Raw genomic sequence first — 17,060 nt, forward strand, 5'->3', positions numbered from 1 at the left:
ATTGGTAATGCTCTTATTTAATACTTAAGTTGAATAACTATATAGCTCATAATTCACAAACTTGAGGGGAGCAAAAGTAACACAAGTACTTAATATTAAATGTGCAAATATTTAACTATAACAAGCAACCAGATGATATACATCTGTTATACAGCAAATAGACACAACAGCGTTTTTAAACAATTCGCAATTCGCAATTCGCAATTTGCAATGACGCGACGCTCCTGCGTCGCTAACGCTTCGCTATCCCGGACTCGCCTTGCGCGTCGCTAACGCAATTACGTTTTGAGATAGCGAAGCGTTAGCGAGTCTGCGAGCGTCTGGGGATTTAAACCCCTTTCTCATTACAAGCAATTCCCTTTGGGGATGGGGAATTAACCCCTCTTGTTTGTTCAACAAACCTCTCACTGCCTTGAACTTTCCTTCAAGTCTGTCCCTCTCTGAATCGGAGAGGTTGCGATTCGTTGATTAGTGAATCACGGTATTCAGTCCGTAAATAACTAATCCAGCCTGACAGCAGATTACTGTCATCAAAAGGCTGAACTCTCGGTCAGATGCAAGTGCAAGTCTTGCCATTCAGACTCAGAATTGACTCCTTATCTGCCCACACCGAACAAGCTCGGTTCTTGTAGAGTGAAGCTCTTAACTGGGCGCAATCAGACAGCCGTTGCGAGATCATAGTAAAACCTTCTTAGAGGTAAGCTGTTGCACATTTAAATTGCATATACTGGGCGGGCAAGATGCCCACCCCACAAGAGTTATATTTAATTCGATTATGCAAATTAGATGTTTTTTAGCTTATATTGAACCAAGCTATTTGCTAAAGCTATAAATTTGCTGCGTCTCCAGGCGATCGCTAATCGATGAAGGCAGTGTACCATCTGGAAATGTGTGTCGATCCAGTTGAACTTGTAAATTACTCAAGGGATCGCAACCAGAAGAAATCAGAAATTCTATTTTCTGGATGTATGGCAAGGTTGCTAGGTTGTCTAGAATTTGGAAGATAGCCTGTATATAAGGATGACCACTTTGTTGATACCAATCGCAGCTAGCAACTTTTGCTTGATCAAAACCCAAGTGTACTGTCAAAGATGGCTCGTCAAATATAGCGATCGCTAATGGACGCGCTTCTTCCTGTAACAATAAATCATTACTTCTCGCTAAGTGTCGCAGTTTTTCTAAGCGTTCATAACGTTCCGTCACAGCTTCTGGGTCATCTTGCCAATGGATTGCTACTGTTACCAGATAAGTCTGTAACAGCATGTGACCCAACTTTTTCGCCTTTGTCGCCAGGTAATAGGAATTGTAGTCATTGGCCTCAATTAACAATGGAACGCGATCGACTACTTCCATCCCATAGCCCTTAACTCCAGCAATTTTACGGGGATTATTCGTAATCAAGCGTATCTTTTTAATCCCCAAATCCATGAGCATTTGTGCCCCCATGCCGTAATCTCGCAAGTCAGCCGGAAATCCTAAACGCTCATTTGCTTCGACTGTATCCAGTCCCATATCCTGCAATGAGTAGGCTTTCAGCTTGTTAATCAAGCCGATTCCTCGTCCTTCTTGACGCAGGTATACAACTACACCTTGACCAGCAGACTCAATCATTTTCAGTGCAGCTTGTAACTGCATCCGACAATCGCAGCGCAAAGAACCCAAAGCATCACCAGTTAAGCATTCTGAGTGCATCCGCACCATTACTGCCTCATCTTTGAAGTTAGCTGGATCGCCTTTTACAATTGCTACGTGTTCTGTGTTATCCAAAGTATGGCGGTAGGCGTAAATTTCAAACTGACCGAATTCACTAGGCAGTTTGGTAACAACCTCTCGATACACTAAGCGATCGTGTTGTAGGCGATAACTGATTAAATCCGCAATACTAATGATTTTTAAATTGTGACGTTTCGCATATTCGACTAACTGCTGCAACCGCGCCATTGAACCATCGGAGTTTTGAATTTCACAAATTACTCCTGCTGGGTATAGTCCTGCTAGTCGGGCTAAGTCCACAGCCGCTTCCGTATGTCCTGCACGTTTGAGTACGCCTCCAGTTTTAGCCCGAATTGGGAAAATATGACCAGGACGACGTAAATCAGTAGGTTTGGTGGCTGGGTTGAGAGTAACCTGAATAGTGCGAGCGCGGTCTTCTGCTGAGATGCCAGTGGTTACACCCAATTCTGGGCCGGCATCAATACTTACAGTGAAGGCAGTTTGGTTAGTATCTGTAATGTTGCTTACCATCAAGGGTAAGTCTAGCTCGTCTAAGCGATCGCCTGTCATTGCCAAACAAATCAGCCCTCTAGCTTCCACCGCCATGAAATTAATCATGTCGGGTGTGGCAAATTGGGCGGCACAAATTAAGTCGCCTTCATTTTCTCTATTTTCATCATCTACCACTACAATGACGCGACCAGCTTTTAGGTCTGCTAAAGCGGCATCAATCGAATCAAATTTAAAAGCTTGGTTAGTATTAGGCTGTGACACAGAAAGATTTCCAGCTACCAACGTAAATTTTTTTAACAATTTCTTCTTTTAGATTGTAGCTCCTTTATAAGGCAGAGAAGTAGACTAGCAATGATTTGATAAATTGGCAACAATTTTTGCCCCGAAAATCGGGGTTTATTAATAGAGTGCAACGACAATCAAGGATGAACAGGACAAGGGAGACAAGAGAGACAAAGAAAATATTTGACAATTTCGCCGTGTTACTCCTTCCCGGCATCGGAAAAACTAGAGGGGTTTGAGCTGTTTTGTACGCTGTGCGTCTAGTCGCTGATATTGTTGATAGCTGATAACGAATTCACCATTCATGGGATAAGGATTTCAGATCATGGGCAAATTTAGACGCGTACCCGTTGGGATTGTTGGCGCGTCGGGCTATGGCGGAGTACAGTTAGTACGGCTACTGATGGATCATCCAGAAGTCGAACTGGTTTATTTAGGCGATGAGAGCAGTATCGGGAAATCTTTCGGGGATCTCTACCCGCATCTGGCTCATGCAGCTAACCTGCTAATAGAAGCGGTAGAACCAGAAATAATTGCTCAACGCTGTGAAGTAGTTTTCCTGTCTTTACCAAATGGTCTAGCTTGCCAAATCGCGCCCAAACTATTAGAAAAAGGATGTAAAGTACTAGATTTGAGTGCAGACTATCGGTTTAGTAATTTGACAACTTATACAAATTGGTATGGCATTGAGAGAAGCGATCGCACCATTGCAGCTACAGCAGTTTATGGATTACCAGAACTTTATCGCGATCGCATTGCCGAAGCTCAACTCATTGGCTGTCCTGGTTCCTATCCCACTGCTAGTCTCCTTGCACTTTCGCCCCTCTTAAAGCAAGGTTTAATCGTGCCAGAAACAGCTATTATTGATGCCAAGTCTGGTACATCTAGTAGTGGACGACAACCTCAAACCAACTTATTACTAGCTGAAGCAGACAACTCTATAGCAGCTTACAATATTGGCCGTCACCGTCATACCCCAGAAATTGAGCAAATTTGCAGTGACTTAGCTGGTCATGAACTGATGATCCAATTTACACCCCACCTTATCCCAATGGTGCGCGGTATTTTGGCAACGGTATATGCCACAATGAGCGATCCCGGTCTAGTGCGAGATGATTTCATCACTATTTTGTCAGCCTTCTACCGCAACTCTCCTTGGGTGAGAGTCTGCGGTAGCGGCATTTATCCCCAAACCAAGTGGGCTAACGGCAGCAATCTTTGTTATATCGGTGTAGAAGTTGACCCGCGCACAGGTCGCGTTATTGTCATGTCAGCAATTGACAATCTAATTAAAGGACAGGCGGGCCAAGCGATTCAGTGCCTAAATCTGATGATGGGCTGGGATGAAACTTTGGGGTTGCCCAAGTTGGGGTTTTATCCTTAAATCTGTTAGGAGTTAGGAGTGATGAATTAAGAATTAAAACTCCTAACTCCTAACTCTTAACTTTTAACTCTATTTAGGCCCTAACCCCACAGCACCAGCATAAACGGCGCGATCGCCTAGTTCATCTTCAATTCGCAGCAAGCGGTTATATTTTGCTACGCGTTCGCTGCGACAGAGGGAACCTGTTTTAATTTGACCGGCACGGGTTGCTACAGCTAAATCAGCGATCGTTGTGTCTTCTGTTTCACCAGAACGATGGCTAATTACTGAACGGATACTGTTGCGAGTTGCCAAATCAATTGTTTCCAAGGTTTCGGTGAGAGAACCAATTTGATTGAGTTTAATCAAAATGGCATTAGCGGCTTTTTCTTGGATGCCTCTTTGCAAGCGAGTAGCGTTAGTCACAAATAAGTCATCGCCTACTAATTGTACCCGCGAACCTAACTTCTGGGTAAGCAATTGCCAACTCTGCCAATCTTCTTCGTGTAAACCATCCTCAATTGACACAATTGGGTATTGGTCAACTAGCTGTCCTAAATAATCAATAAACTCAGCCGGGGCATGAGGTTTACCATCGTAAACATACTGACCATTCTTGTAAAATTCGCTAGCCGCCACATCCAACGCCAAAGCTACTTCTTCCCCTGGCTTATAACCAGCTTTCTTAATGGCAGCAACCAGCAATTCCAAAGCTACCTGATTAGACTCTAGGTTAGGGGCAAAGCCACCTTCGTCGCCCACACCAGTGAGCAAACCCTTTTCATCTAATACTTGACTGAGGGTCGCAAACACCTCTGCACCCCAGCGCAACGCTTCCCGGAAGGAAGTTGCGCCGATTGGGACAATCATAAACTCTTGAAAATCCACGTTATTTGATGCGTGTGCGCCACCGTTAATCACATTCATCAACGGCACTGGTAGCAAATTCGCTAAGGGCCCACCCAAATAGCGATATAGAGGAATTGCCAGAGACTCAGCACTAGCTTTAGCAGCTGCTAAGGAAACCCCCAAAATCGCATTAGCTCCCAAATTGGATTTGTTAGCAGAACCATCTATGGCGATCATTGTCCGGTCTAGCAATTCTTGGTTGAGGGCATCTAAGCCTAACAATTGTGGTGCAAGTGCTTCTTTGACGTTTTGTACTGCCTTGAGTACGCCTTTGCCCCCATAACGGCTTTTATCGCCATCACGCAGTTCGTGAGCCTCAAAAGTGCCAGTTGAGGCACCACTGGGAACCTGTGCCAGTCCTACAACACCGTTGGCTAAATGCACTTCAGCTTCAATTGTCGGTCTACCGCGTGAATCAAGAATTTCACGGGCTGCGATCGCTTCAATGGCAGTATCTAGAAATTTACTCATCTGTACTTTATCCTTTGTTCGAGTGTGTTACGCATACAGTGCAGTTGCTTAACCCAATCGTTAGCATAGGCGGTTAAGAGACTTTATTGGCTGAGATTAAAGAAGATTTCCAAAGATTTGGTCAATGAATTTTTAAATTTGTACTTTCGATTAAACTGACTTTCATTTACCGCATTTTCTTAGTAAATGTTCAGCGTATAGTAAAATTTAGCACTGCTAACGATGCAGAGAGTCAGCTTGCTGTATATTAAATTTATAAATACTTGTGACCGTTTGTACTATCGACAAATAATATTCCGTGTCAAAATTCAGATTAATCAAATATGTTTACAAATCTGATGATAGGCAAAATCCTGGATGGGCGGTATGAAATTATCAGCAAACTAGGAGAAGGTGGTTTTGGTACTACTTATCTAGCTATTGATCGGAAATTGCCCGATAAAGACCAGTGTGTTGTAAAGCATTTATCACCTATAGCGACAGATTCAAATACTTTGTTCCATGCCCGACGGCTATTTGAGACTGAAGCTAAAGTACTCAACCGTTTAGGTAGCCACGACCGGGTTCCCCGCTTGTTGGCGCATTTTGAAGAAGACCAAGAGTTTTATTTAGTTCAAGAATTTATTGCAGGATATGACTTGAGTCGTGAAATCAATTCAGACAAGCAGTGGAGTCAGGAGAAAGTAATTGCCCTGTTGCAGGATATTTTAGAGGTATTAGAGTTTGTTCATCAGCATCATGTGATCCACCGGGATATTAAGCCCTCGAATTTGATGCGGCGTCAACAGGATGGGAAAATCGTCCTGATTGATTTTGGAGCAGTCAAACAAATCAGTGCTCAAGCAGTGAATGCTCAGGGACAAATGACAGCAACAGTTGTAATTGGCACACCTGGCTATATACCCAGCGAACAAAGTCAAGGTCAGCCCCGGTTATGCAGTGATATTTATGCAGTCGGAATCATTGGTATCACAGCCCTTACTAGTTTAAACCCTATCCAATTACCAAAAGATCATCTTACAGGTGAAATTATCTGGCGTGACCAAGCACATATTAGCCAAGAGTTAGCAGAAATTATAGACAAAATGGTCAAGTATGACTTTCGACAGAGATATCAATCAGCAACAGAAGTGTTGCAAGCCCTACGACATTTGACATTAACTAATCGTCCTGCAAAATCAATTTTATGGAAGGCTATTATTGGTTTGGGAATGGCTACCACAGCCACTTTTATTGCCTTTTTATTTATCTTCATACCGCGTAATAACAGTCTGGAGATTTATAACAATACTATTTATGGCATCAGTATCAAATATCCCCCAAATTGGGAAAAAACTGTAACTCCAGACCGCATAACTGGCAACCTAGTTAAATTTATTTCGCCAAAAGAAGGTAATGCAGATACATATTTAGAAAATCTTTATTTGATTGTTCAAGATTTTCCAGAAACTCACAAAGAATTAGAGCAATTTACTAAGTCTTATTTGGATGAAGTCAAACAGTCTGATCCAAATATTAAAATTATTGAAGAGGGTCAAACTCAACTAGCAAATAAACCTGCATATCAAGTTATTTATACTTTTAAACAGGATGGAATGAACATTAAACGCTTGCAAGTTTGGATGGTCAAAAAAAATAAAGCGTATGTAGTCACTTATACGGCAGAGATTGGTAAATATTCGGGATATTTCCAAACAGCACAAACAATGATTAATTCCTTTGAGATAAATTAGTAAATCTGAATTGTAATTAAAATAAACCAGCAAACATACAGATTAGACTTCATTCCCTAAAAAGCGTTGATTTACAAGCGTTTCAAGCAAAAAAATCAGGTGACTAAAAAATCTGATTGAATAAGAAAATGGCGATGCCTTCTCTTTCAGAGACGCTAGCGCGAACGGTAAGGCTTCTCTACGAGAGCCTTACGCCAACGCAGTTAAATTTATCCGTTGAAGTGGTAATTTTTCTTTTTCCTACTTCCCTAAATTTCACAGCGAGTACTATTGACAAAATCATGACCTTATCGAATGAAACAGCCCTACCTGCAGGGGAGGTTTGGAGAAGAGTTTATAGTATACTTTGCGAATTTTCAAACATCTTCTGAGAAAGCCGACTGCATACAGAAACTGAGTTTCTTTATCAGGACGTTTGATGTGGCATTTAGTTATTTAACTGGGTTATACGTAAATAAATATTTACATTAATTTAATAATTTAAAATGTAATATAGTTGTCATTTTGTGGTAGATATATAATGCCTAGACTTTCATCATCTTTTAGTGAGAACTACCAACGATGAAACCCCAATTATTTTTGCAGGTACTAACGGCAGGTACAATAGTTCTGAGTAGTATTGCTACTATCAGTCCACCAAGTTTTGCTCAAAATAAAACTTATTTTTGTGAAAAAAGTGATGATGGAGTATGGACTACATACGCCAAAAACTACAACAATAAGAAGATTCCGGTCATTCGCTGGATTACTACTTTAGGGAACTATACTCCAAAAGTACGGTGTCAAGATGTATCTTCCAGATTTCAAGATACTTATGAAAAAGGTATTTTGAACTACCTCACATCTGGTATTTCTAGCGGACAACCAGTGATTTGTGCGGCTAGTCAATACGGTGGGCGTTGTAGTCAATTACTATTCACACTTAAGTCGCATCGGGATGCGAGTTCAGTACTTCAAAACCTGGTAGAAATTGGTTATCGCGCTCGCGGGCCTCTTCTTCAATCTGAAGATGCTTCCTCTCAAATATACATTGATATGAATCTATTACTAAGCGAAAAAGCAACACAGGTAGAAAATTAATACCAACCTTGGTATGTAGTGGAATGCTCGTTAAACATATTTGTATAGAAATTTGCAAACGGTAAAAGCAACATGAGACACAGACTAATTGATCATCGCTCACTGGCTCTGGTTGCCTGGATGGGCATACTTTTGACGTTTCCTATACAAGCTGTTTATTTGAGCATTTTTTCTCCAAAAGTTTCTGCTCAACAGCCAACTCCCCAGCGATCGCCAGAACAACTGAAACAGCTGGCTCGATCAATAACTGTAAAGATTTTATCTGGCGAGAATGGTGGCTCAGGTATTTTACTTAGAAAAGATAGTCAAGTTTATACAGTTATTACCAATCGGCACGTTTTGGAATCAGGCAAACCTGTTCAAATCCAAACAGAAGACGGGAAAATTCACCCAGCCAAGTTGGTTAAGGGAGTCAACTTTCAGGGCAAGGATCTGGCTCTATTGGAGTTCCGTGCTAACACTAACTATACTTTAGCCCCTCTCGGAAATTTATCAACGATCGCAGTTAATGAACCAATATATGCAGCTGGGTTTCCCTTTGAGGCTAATCCATCCCCTCAGTCTGAGGGGTTTGTTTTCAAAACAGGACAAGTTTTGCTAGTGCCAAAGCGAGCTTTTAAGGAAGGATACCAAATAGGCTATAGCAACGAAATTGAAAAGGGGATGAGCGGCGGCCCAATACTGAATCGTCGAGGACAAGTAATTGGTATAAATGGTATCCATGCTTATCCGCTCTGGGGAAACCCTTATATTTATGAAGATGGTTCCCAACCGACTGAAGCTCTACGAGATTTAATGAGCAGTTATAGTTGGGGAATTCCAATCCAAACATTTGCTCGATTAGCGCCTCAATACACTTCAAAAGAATCCTTACCAGCAGCTAACGCACCCTCCACCTCAAGTCTTCCTCCCATCGCCAATGAAGTTAACAACATTGCCCAAGAAATTACGGTGCGAATAGATGTGCCAACTTTACGTGAGTGTAGTGGATCGGGAGTAATTATTGGTAAAGAGGGAAATACTTACAGCGTCCTAACTGCGGAACACGTTGTTCGTGGATCTCAAAAATGCGATCGCACCGTTCTAGAGGTAATTACTCCTGATGGCAAGCAATATCAAGTCAGGGTGAATGATAACAATCTGAAAACCTTATCAGAGACAGACTTAGCGATATTGCAGTTTACTAGTGACCAAAATTACCGCGTTGCCACCCTAGCAAACTACGACATAGTTAAAGATAAAAACTTCATTTTTGTTTCTGGGTGGCTGGGGTTAAAACCTGGAAGTGGAGAAACGCAGCGTCAGTTTACATCTGGAACTGTATCCTCAAAACAAACGGGGTCTTTGTTCGCTAATAACTCTTTGTCTTTGAGCAATGGGTATGGGCTAAGTTATACCAATCTCACAGACCAAGGAATGAGCGGCGGTCCAGTGTTAGATATCCGTGGGCGGGTCATTGGTATTCATGGAAAAGCAGAACTTGAAGAAATTACAGATAAAGCTGGTCAAAGACGTTTGATAACGTTGGGTTTTAGTTGGGGTGTCCCCATCACCAGCTTTGTGCGTTGGGCACAGTCGGTTGGTATGGCTCCTATATTGAGAGTGGAGAATAATCCACCACCGCAACTGACAGCAGAAGAGACAAAATCAATTTTGCAAGCTTTATTTAAAGTAGAAAAACCCCAAGATAATGCTGACGCCATTGATTTGCTAAACTATGGCTGGCAAGTAGCGCGAAACTCACTAGATAAGCCACTCGGTGAAAATAAAGAAGCAATCAACGCTATTGATCGAGCAATTAAACTTGAGCCTAACTTTTATCAAGCTTGGTATCTACGCGGTTTCGTACAAGCGACTCGTGAAGAATATCAAGAAGCCTTAAAGTCCTTTGATAAAGCAACACAAATTGAGCCGAAGTTTGCTCCTGGCTGGCGCTTGCGTGGTCTGACACTTATTAACTTAAAACGATACCCAGAAGCGTTAGAATCCTATGACCAAGTAGCAAAATTAGACCCCGATGATGCTAGCGTTCAAGCACTTCGTAGCATAATATTATTGACAGCAAAGCGTTTCCCAGAAGCATTAGAAGTATCAAACCGAGTTATACAGAAGAGTCCTAGTTCTTGGGCATACTTTGCAAGAGGTGCAGCACGTATTGCTACAGGAGACTCACAAGGAGCGCTGGCAGATTTAAATGAAGCAATTCGCTTGAATCCAGAATATATCGAAAATGCAGCTTACTCACTTCGGGGTTCGATCCGCGCTCAACAGGGAGACTTAAAGGGAGCGATCGCTGATTTAAATGAAGCTGTGCGTCTTGACCCAAAAGATGCTGACAATTTTAAAGGACGTGGAGAAATTCGCTTTCAACAGAAAGACTTCAAAGGGGCTTTAGCAGATTTTAACGAAGCAATTCGTCTTGACCCTAAAAATATTGAGGCTATCAAAGCTCGTGGGTTACTCCGCTCGCTACAGCAAGATTATAAAGGAGCGGTAGCCGATTTCAATCAAGCAATTCGTCTCAAACCTGAAGATGCTGAAGCTATAAAATATCGTGATGGGGCTACTCGCTTGCTACAGTTCAAACCAGGAGATGTAGATGCTATCAAAGCTCGTGGTGGTATTCGCTTGGCACAGCAAGACTATAAGGGAGCTTTGGCAGATTACAGCGAAGTCATTCGTCTCAAACCAGGAGATGTAGATGCTATCAAAGCTCGTGGTGGTATTCGCTTGATACAGCAAGACTACAAAGGAGCTTTGGCAGATTACAGCGAAGTCATTCGACTCAAGCCTGACGATGCTGATGCCTACTACAACCGGGGACAAGCTCGTGCTCAGATGAAAGACTATAAAGGAGCAGTTAAAGATTATGACCAGATATTAGGTTCTCAAGAAATCTCTGGTATTGGTGTTCAAACAGAAATCAATTCCCAAACTAAATTGCCAACAGTTTCCAAAGTCATTGAAAATTCTCCCGCTCAAAAAGGCGGCGTGAAAACGGGTGACCAAATCCTAGCAATTGATGGTCAATCTACGGTAAATCTGAGTTTAGAACAGGTAATAAAATTGATTCGCGGTCAAACAGATACTCAAGTCAGCCTGCAAATTAACCGCCCTGGTAAAAATAACTTAAACATTACTCTAACAAGGATGCCAATTGCTGTTGATACCAAATTTGCTGATGTTTACTACCATCGCGGTCTTGCCCGTATTCAAATAAAAGATAATCCAGGAGCGCGTCAAGACTTTCAAAAAGCCGCAGACCTTTATAAGCAACAAGGTAAAGCAGGCGATTACCAAAAGGTAATGGCAAAAATTAGAGAGCTTCAGTAGTAGTCAATAGACTGGTTCGCAAACTTGAAAAATATTAAGAATTTTATCGTTATTAAAAAATATTATAGTTTCTGCTGTATTCCAGCTTCCAAATCTGATTAATTATGTCTCTACCTTGAGAATTTAAGCTTTTTGACAATCACACAGCTTCCACGTATAGGCTTTGTTGGTAACTTCTGTAAAATGTTGGCAGAAAGCAATACTCAACAAACCAAAAACAGAAGGTAAATATGCGATTACTACACACAATGCTACGGGTGGGCAACCTTCGAGAGTCCTTAAAATTCTACTGTGAACTTCTAGGAATGAAATTACTGCGCCAAAAAGATTATCCAGGGGGAGAATTTACGCTGGCTTTTGTTGGCTACGGCGACGAAAACGACAACTCGGTGATAGAACTAACCTACAACTGGGGAGTAGAAAAGTACGAATTGGGTAATGCTTACGGTCACATTGCCCTGGGCGTTGATGATATTTACGCTACGTGTGAAGAAATCCGCAATCAGGGCGGTAAAATCGTGCGCGAACCAGGCCCGATGAAACATGGTTCGACAGTAATTGCTTTTGTGGAAGATCCAGATGGGTATAAAATTGAACTGATTCAATTAAAAACTCAAGGTTCCGCAGTCAAACAGGAATCACAAGAGCAACTTGTGAGTCAGTAATTCTTATAATTAAGAATATAAGTTAATACGCTTGGGTTCAGGCTTGATCCTTTTTAAAAAGTTTGTCATTACCCACATTTTTGTAACAGTCAAGGTGTGGCATTGGCGAACATCCCGCCCAGAACTTAAGTTCTGGGCTGATAGCCGAAGTCTACTTAAGTAGACTGAAATTTTCCCTAACACGCAGAGTTTAGCCATCGACATCGCTTAAAATTTTATATTTAGTCCTCTTGAGAGGACTTTAGCTATTAGCCTCGGAATTTATTCCCAGGCGGGTTAACAACGAAGCGGAAGATTTCTTTAATGTTGGTAATGATAAGCCTTAAAAAGGAGCGAATTAAGCCACCCACTAAAACCCGATCAAAGGCAATAAAGCTGTAGAAAAATCCACACCGATGTCTTGAAAAGTTGAGCTACATACGGTGAGATTGATTTTTGTAGCACACTGGCATCTCATCCAGGAAACCCAGACGCGGAGATTTTCGCCTTTTACCTTACCTTTTAGGCGGGTTAAGGAGTCTTCTCTGCGTAAATCCTATTAGTATTATGCCGATACTGTCTGTTGATGAGCAACACTAATAGCGACGCCGATAGCGCCCTACAGGGAAGCAAGCTATGCGTAGCATTTCGTAGAGGAGCGGTAGCGAGTCTTGCCTACGGCACGCTGCGCGAACAAGCGTCATAGCCCGTCTTAGACATTACTCTAATAGCAGCGTTTCGAAAAGTCCGTTCAGAACAGTGTTTTCGTTTTAAATTAGGAAATAGGTAATAGATTAAACTATCGCCAATTACCAATCCAAAATTGCCACTGGAGATACACGCGGATATACGCCCAGAATGTTTGGATAATTATCTGGATACTAAGGAGTAGGGTTATAACCACTCCCCACTCCCTACTCCCCACTCCCCACTCCCTAAACTAAAAATCAAATTATAAAGATGCAACCTACAGATCCAAATAAATTTACTGATAAAGCCTGGGAAGCGATTGTTAAATCTCAGGATATAGTCCGTGCTTATCAACAACAGCAGCTAGATATTGAACATTTAATTATTGCCCTGTTAGAAGAACCCACTAGTCTAGCAATACGTATCCTGGCTCGATCTGAGGTCGATCCAATCCGCTTGCAACAGCAGCTAGAAGCCTTTACCCAACGTCAGCCCAAAGTTGGAAAAAGTGATCAACTTTACCTTAGCCGCAGTTTAGATGTTTTGCTAGACCGAGCTGAGGAAGCTAGAGCCAGGATGAAAGACTCCTACATTTCCGTGGAACACATACTTTTGGCCTTTGCTGAAGACGATCGCGTTGGACGAAAGATACTCAAAGGCTTTGGTGCAGATGCAGCTAAACTAGAAGCTGCTATCAAAACCATTCGCGGTAGCCAAAAGGTGACAGATCAAAGCCCAGAATCGCGTTATGAAGCATTACAAAAATTTGGCCGAGATTTAACAGAACAAGCAAAATCTGGAAAACTCGATCCGGTGATTGGGCGGGACGAAGAAATTCGGCGGGTAATTCAAGTATTGTCTCGTCGTAGCAAAAATAACCCTGTACTCATTGGTGAACCTGGGGTAGGTAAAACTGCGATCGCAGAAGCTTTGGCACAACGAATGGTAAACGGTGATGTTCCCGAATCTCTGAAAAACCGCAAACTCATTTCTTTAGATATCGGTAGTTTGATTGCTGGGGCAAAATTACGAGGAGAATTTGAAGAACGCCTGAAAGCAGTCCTCAAGGAAGTTACAGAATCTAACGGTGATATCGTACTGTTTATTGACGAACTACATACCGTAGTTGGTGCAGGTTCCACCCAACAAGGGGCGATGGATGCCGGAAATTTACTCAAACCAATGCTGGCGCGGGGGGAACTACGTTGTATTGGCGCTACTACCCTCGACGAGTTCCGCAAACACATTGAGAAAGACGCAGCCTTAGAACGTCGCTTTCAGCAAGTATTTGTCGATCAGCCAAGTGTGGAAAATACTATTTCCATTCTCCGGGGATTGAAAGAACGCTACGAAGTGCATCACAACGTCAAAATTTCTGATTCGGCGTTGGTAGCAGCAGCAACATTGTCAGCACGTTATATTAGCGATCGCTTCTTACCAGATAAAGCCATTGATTTGGTGGATGAAGCAGCAGCACAGTTGAAAATGGAAATTACCTCCAAACCAGCAGAATTGGAAACCATTGATCGCCGCCTCATGCAATTAGAAATGGAAAAGCTGTCATTAGCTGGCGAAGAAAAGGGTATTCCCCAAACGAGAGAACGTTTGGAGCGAATTGAGCAAGAAATTGCCGATTTAACGAAAAAGCAGCAAATATTTAATGAGCAATGGCAAGGTGAAAAGCAGATATTGGAGGCGATAAGCGCCTTAAAGAAAGAAGAAGATGCGCTGCGAGTGCAAATTGAACAGGCGGAACGCGCTTATGACCTAAATAAAGCTGCCCAACTAAAATATGGCAAATTGGAGGGAGTGCAGCACGAACGCGAAGCCAAAGAAGCGAGTCTTTTAGAAATTCAAAACCAAGGTTCTACCTTGCTGCGAGAGCAAGTCACCGAAGCCGATATCGCCGAAATCGTCGCCAAATGGACAGGAATCCCCGTCAATCGCTTGTTGGAATCGGAACGGCAAAAATTGCTGCAACTAGAAAGTCATTTGCATAAACGAGTCATTGGGCAAGAAGAGGCTGTAGAAGCGGTAGCAGCCGCAATTCGTCGCGCCCGTGCGGGGATGAAAGACCCTTCTCGTCCCATTGGTTCATTTTTGTTCATGGGCCCTACAGGCGTGGGTAAAACCGAACTCGCCCGTGCTTTAGCTCAGTTTCTCTTTGATTCTGATGATGCATTAGTGCGCTTAGATATGTCTGAGTATATGGAAAAACACTCAGTTTCTCGGTTAGTGGGAGCGCCTCCAGGATATGTAGGTTACGAAGAAGGCGGTCAGCTTTCCGAGGCGGTTCGCCGCCGTCCTTACTCAGTGGTGCTGTTAGATGAAGTGGAAAAGGCACACCCCGATGTGTTCAATATTTTATTGCAGGTGTTAGATGATGGGAGAATTACTGACTCTCAGGGAAGGACGGTAGATTTTCGCAATAGCGTTATTGTCATGACCAGTAACATTGGTAGCGAACATATCTTGGATGTATCTGGTGATGATTCCAAGTATGAAACGATGCGGAAGCGGGTAATGGAAAACTTGCGATCGCATTTCCGCCCGGAATTTCTCAACCGCGTCGATGACATCATTCTTTTCCATACCTTAAATCGCACGGAAATGCGGCAGATCATCCGTATTCAGCTCAAACGGGTCGAAAATCTCCTACGTGAGCAAAAAATCTTCTTTGAGATATCCCAAGCAGCCTGTGATTATCTTGTCGAATCAGGCTACGACCCAGTTTACGGCGCTCGTCCACTTAAACGGGCAATTCAGCGAGAAGTAGAAAACCCTCTCGCTACCAAGTTATTGGAAAATACTTTTATCTCTGGAGACACGATTATCATTGATAAAAATGAAAACGGTCTGTCTTTTAACAAAAAAGTGCTGGTAAAGGTATCAATGCCGCAAACTACTGTCAAGTTGGTTAAGTCAGCACCAGAATCGTAAAACTTAATACACCGTCAATAAGATGTAAATAAAACTAAATCGCCCTATTTTTCTGATTTTTCAGGTGAGAATGGGCGATCTAGTTTGTATTGGAGTACAGATATTACTGGGTAATTCACAATACAGCGAATAAAATAGCAAGAGCAGATTTCCTGTCCTGTAGATTCCTATTATGAAAGTAATTCAAGCTCTTGCTCGTTACTTCCCAGATAAATGTGGTGGTATTCAAGTAAACCTCACCGAGTTACTGCCAGAATTGCGTTCGCTCTTAGCGTTGGCGGAGCCATCGCATGATATTGACATCCAGATAGCAGCAGCTAGTAACGGTTCCCAAAAAGAAGAGACTTATAAATATAACGACGTAGAAGTTTATCGATATCCTGTATTTCCTGCGCCCAAAACAGAGCCAAATCATGGAGAATTCCCGCATGGGAAATTTGAATATTTCGCTAATTGGTTAACCAACCAAAAAGCAGACATATATCATCAGCACCATTGGGAAGTATATTGTGGGTTGCCTCATTTGCGATTAGCTAAAGAATTAGGCATGGCAACAGTGGTAACAATCCATTATCCTCTACCCATTTGCCAGCGGACTACTTTGATATTCAATGGGCAACAGGCTTGTGATGGCAAAATAGATGTGGTGCGGTGTTCTCAGTGTGCTGATAGTTTGAGCAAAAAGCTACCTGCTGCAATGGTCAATAGCTTGAGCCATTTGCCCTTGGATCTCCTCAGTCGCCTACCAATGCCTGTAAGTGCATATCTTCCAACCTCAGTAGATGATGGCAATCTGGGAAGATTTGTACGTCCTTTTGTTGTGCCTGGTTATGTTGCTGCACGCAAAAAAAGTTTGCTAAAAATGGCAAAATATGCAGACCGGATTGTGACAGTGTGTGATTGGCTTTATAAAGCTCTACTCATCAACGGCGTACCTGAAGAAAAACTCATTCTCTCTCGACATGGAATTTATACTGCACAAGAAAAATCATTGCAGATAAAACAGCAATCTGACTCTTTAAAAGTAGTTTTTTTAGGACGCTGGGATATATATAAGGGTATCGAAATTTTAGTACAAGCAGTTAAAGATTTACCGCCTCTTGTCAAAATTGAGTTGGTCATTTATGGAATAACGCAGGATGAACGATATCGTCAAAAAATCTTTAATTTGATAGCAAACGATCCTCGGATTCGTGTGAATAAAGAACTAACTAGAACTGAACTCCCCCAAACTCTAGCTAACTATGACTTACTGGCTGTACCTTCCCAATGGCTGGAAACTGGGCCTTTGGTTGTATTAGAAGCCCACTCGCTATCTATACCTGTTATCGGCTCTAACTTGGGGGGTATTGCTGAACTTGTTAGACACGGCATTGATGGTTGGTTAGT

The 17,060-nt window shown here is 42.3% G+C and carries 9 protein-coding genes; 7 read left to right on the forward strand and 2 right to left on the reverse strand.

The window, feature by feature from the left end; genetic code table 11:
- Nucleotides 1–813: 813 nt before the first annotated feature.
- Nucleotides 814–2,487, reverse strand: coding sequence for a bifunctional 3,4-dihydroxy-2-butanone-4-phosphate synthase/GTP cyclohydrolase II (gene ribBA / locus VE944_RS03030; protein WP_324972066.1), 1,674 nt, complete (start codon nt 2,485–2,487; stop codon nt 814–816).
- A 346-nt stretch (nt 2,488–2,833) separates the two neighbouring features.
- Between ribBA and argC the strand changes: the two genes are divergently transcribed.
- The gene (gene argC, locus VE944_RS03035) at nt 2,834–3,892 is read left to right on the forward strand and encodes an N-acetyl-gamma-glutamyl-phosphate reductase (protein ID WP_324972070.1); all 1,059 of its coding nucleotides are present in this window, start codon (nt 2,834–2,836) and stop codon (nt 3,890–3,892) included.
- A gap of 69 nt (nt 3,893–3,961) precedes the next feature.
- On the opposite strand, the gene eno is transcribed toward argC, so the two are convergent.
- Nucleotides 3,962–5,251 carry a phosphopyruvate hydratase gene (gene eno / locus VE944_RS03040; protein WP_324972072.1) on the reverse strand — a complete coding sequence of 430 codons (1,290 nt, stop codon included), beginning with the start codon at nt 5,249–5,251 and terminating at the stop codon, nt 3,962–3,964.
- Nucleotides 5,252–5,574: 323 nt separating this feature from the next.
- Between eno and VE944_RS03045 the strand changes: the two genes are divergently transcribed.
- From VE944_RS03045 to VE944_RS03070, 6 genes are all read left to right on the forward strand, one after another.
- Nucleotides 5,575–6,984 carry a protein kinase domain-containing protein gene (locus VE944_RS03045; protein ID WP_324972076.1) on the forward strand — a complete coding sequence of 470 codons (1,410 nt, stop codon included), beginning with the start codon at nt 5,575–5,577 and terminating at the stop codon, nt 6,982–6,984.
- Between the two features lie 561 nt (nt 6,985–7,545).
- Nucleotides 7,546–8,064: a COP23 domain-containing protein gene (locus tag VE944_RS03050; RefSeq protein ID WP_324972080.1), complete on the forward strand. Its 519-nt coding sequence runs from the start codon at nt 7,546–7,548 to the stop codon at nt 8,062–8,064.
- Nucleotides 8,065–8,136: 72 nt separating this feature from the next.
- The gene (locus tag VE944_RS03055; protein WP_324972083.1) at nt 8,137–11,397 is read left to right on the forward strand and encodes a tetratricopeptide repeat protein; all 3,261 of its coding nucleotides are present in this window, start codon (nt 8,137–8,139) and stop codon (nt 11,395–11,397) included.
- A 230-nt stretch (nt 11,398–11,627) separates the two neighbouring features.
- On the forward strand, nt 11,628–12,062 hold the full coding sequence (gene gloA / locus VE944_RS03060; RefSeq protein ID WP_324972086.1) for a lactoylglutathione lyase: 435 nt from the start codon (nt 11,628–11,630) through the stop codon (nt 12,060–12,062).
- A 939-nt stretch (nt 12,063–13,001) separates the two neighbouring features.
- Nucleotides 13,002–15,671 carry an ATP-dependent chaperone ClpB gene (clpB, locus tag VE944_RS03065; protein ID WP_324972089.1) on the forward strand — a complete coding sequence of 890 codons (2,670 nt, stop codon included), beginning with the start codon at nt 13,002–13,004 and terminating at the stop codon, nt 15,669–15,671.
- A gap of 172 nt (nt 15,672–15,843) precedes the next feature.
- The coding region (locus VE944_RS03070) for a glycosyltransferase (RefSeq protein ID WP_324972092.1) at nt 15,844–17,060 on the forward strand (1,217 nt) is incomplete at its 3' end.

This window comes from Nostoc sp., from assembly GCF_035638895.1.
Lineage (GTDB): Bacteria > Cyanobacteriota > Cyanobacteriia > Cyanobacteriales > Nostocaceae > Nostoc.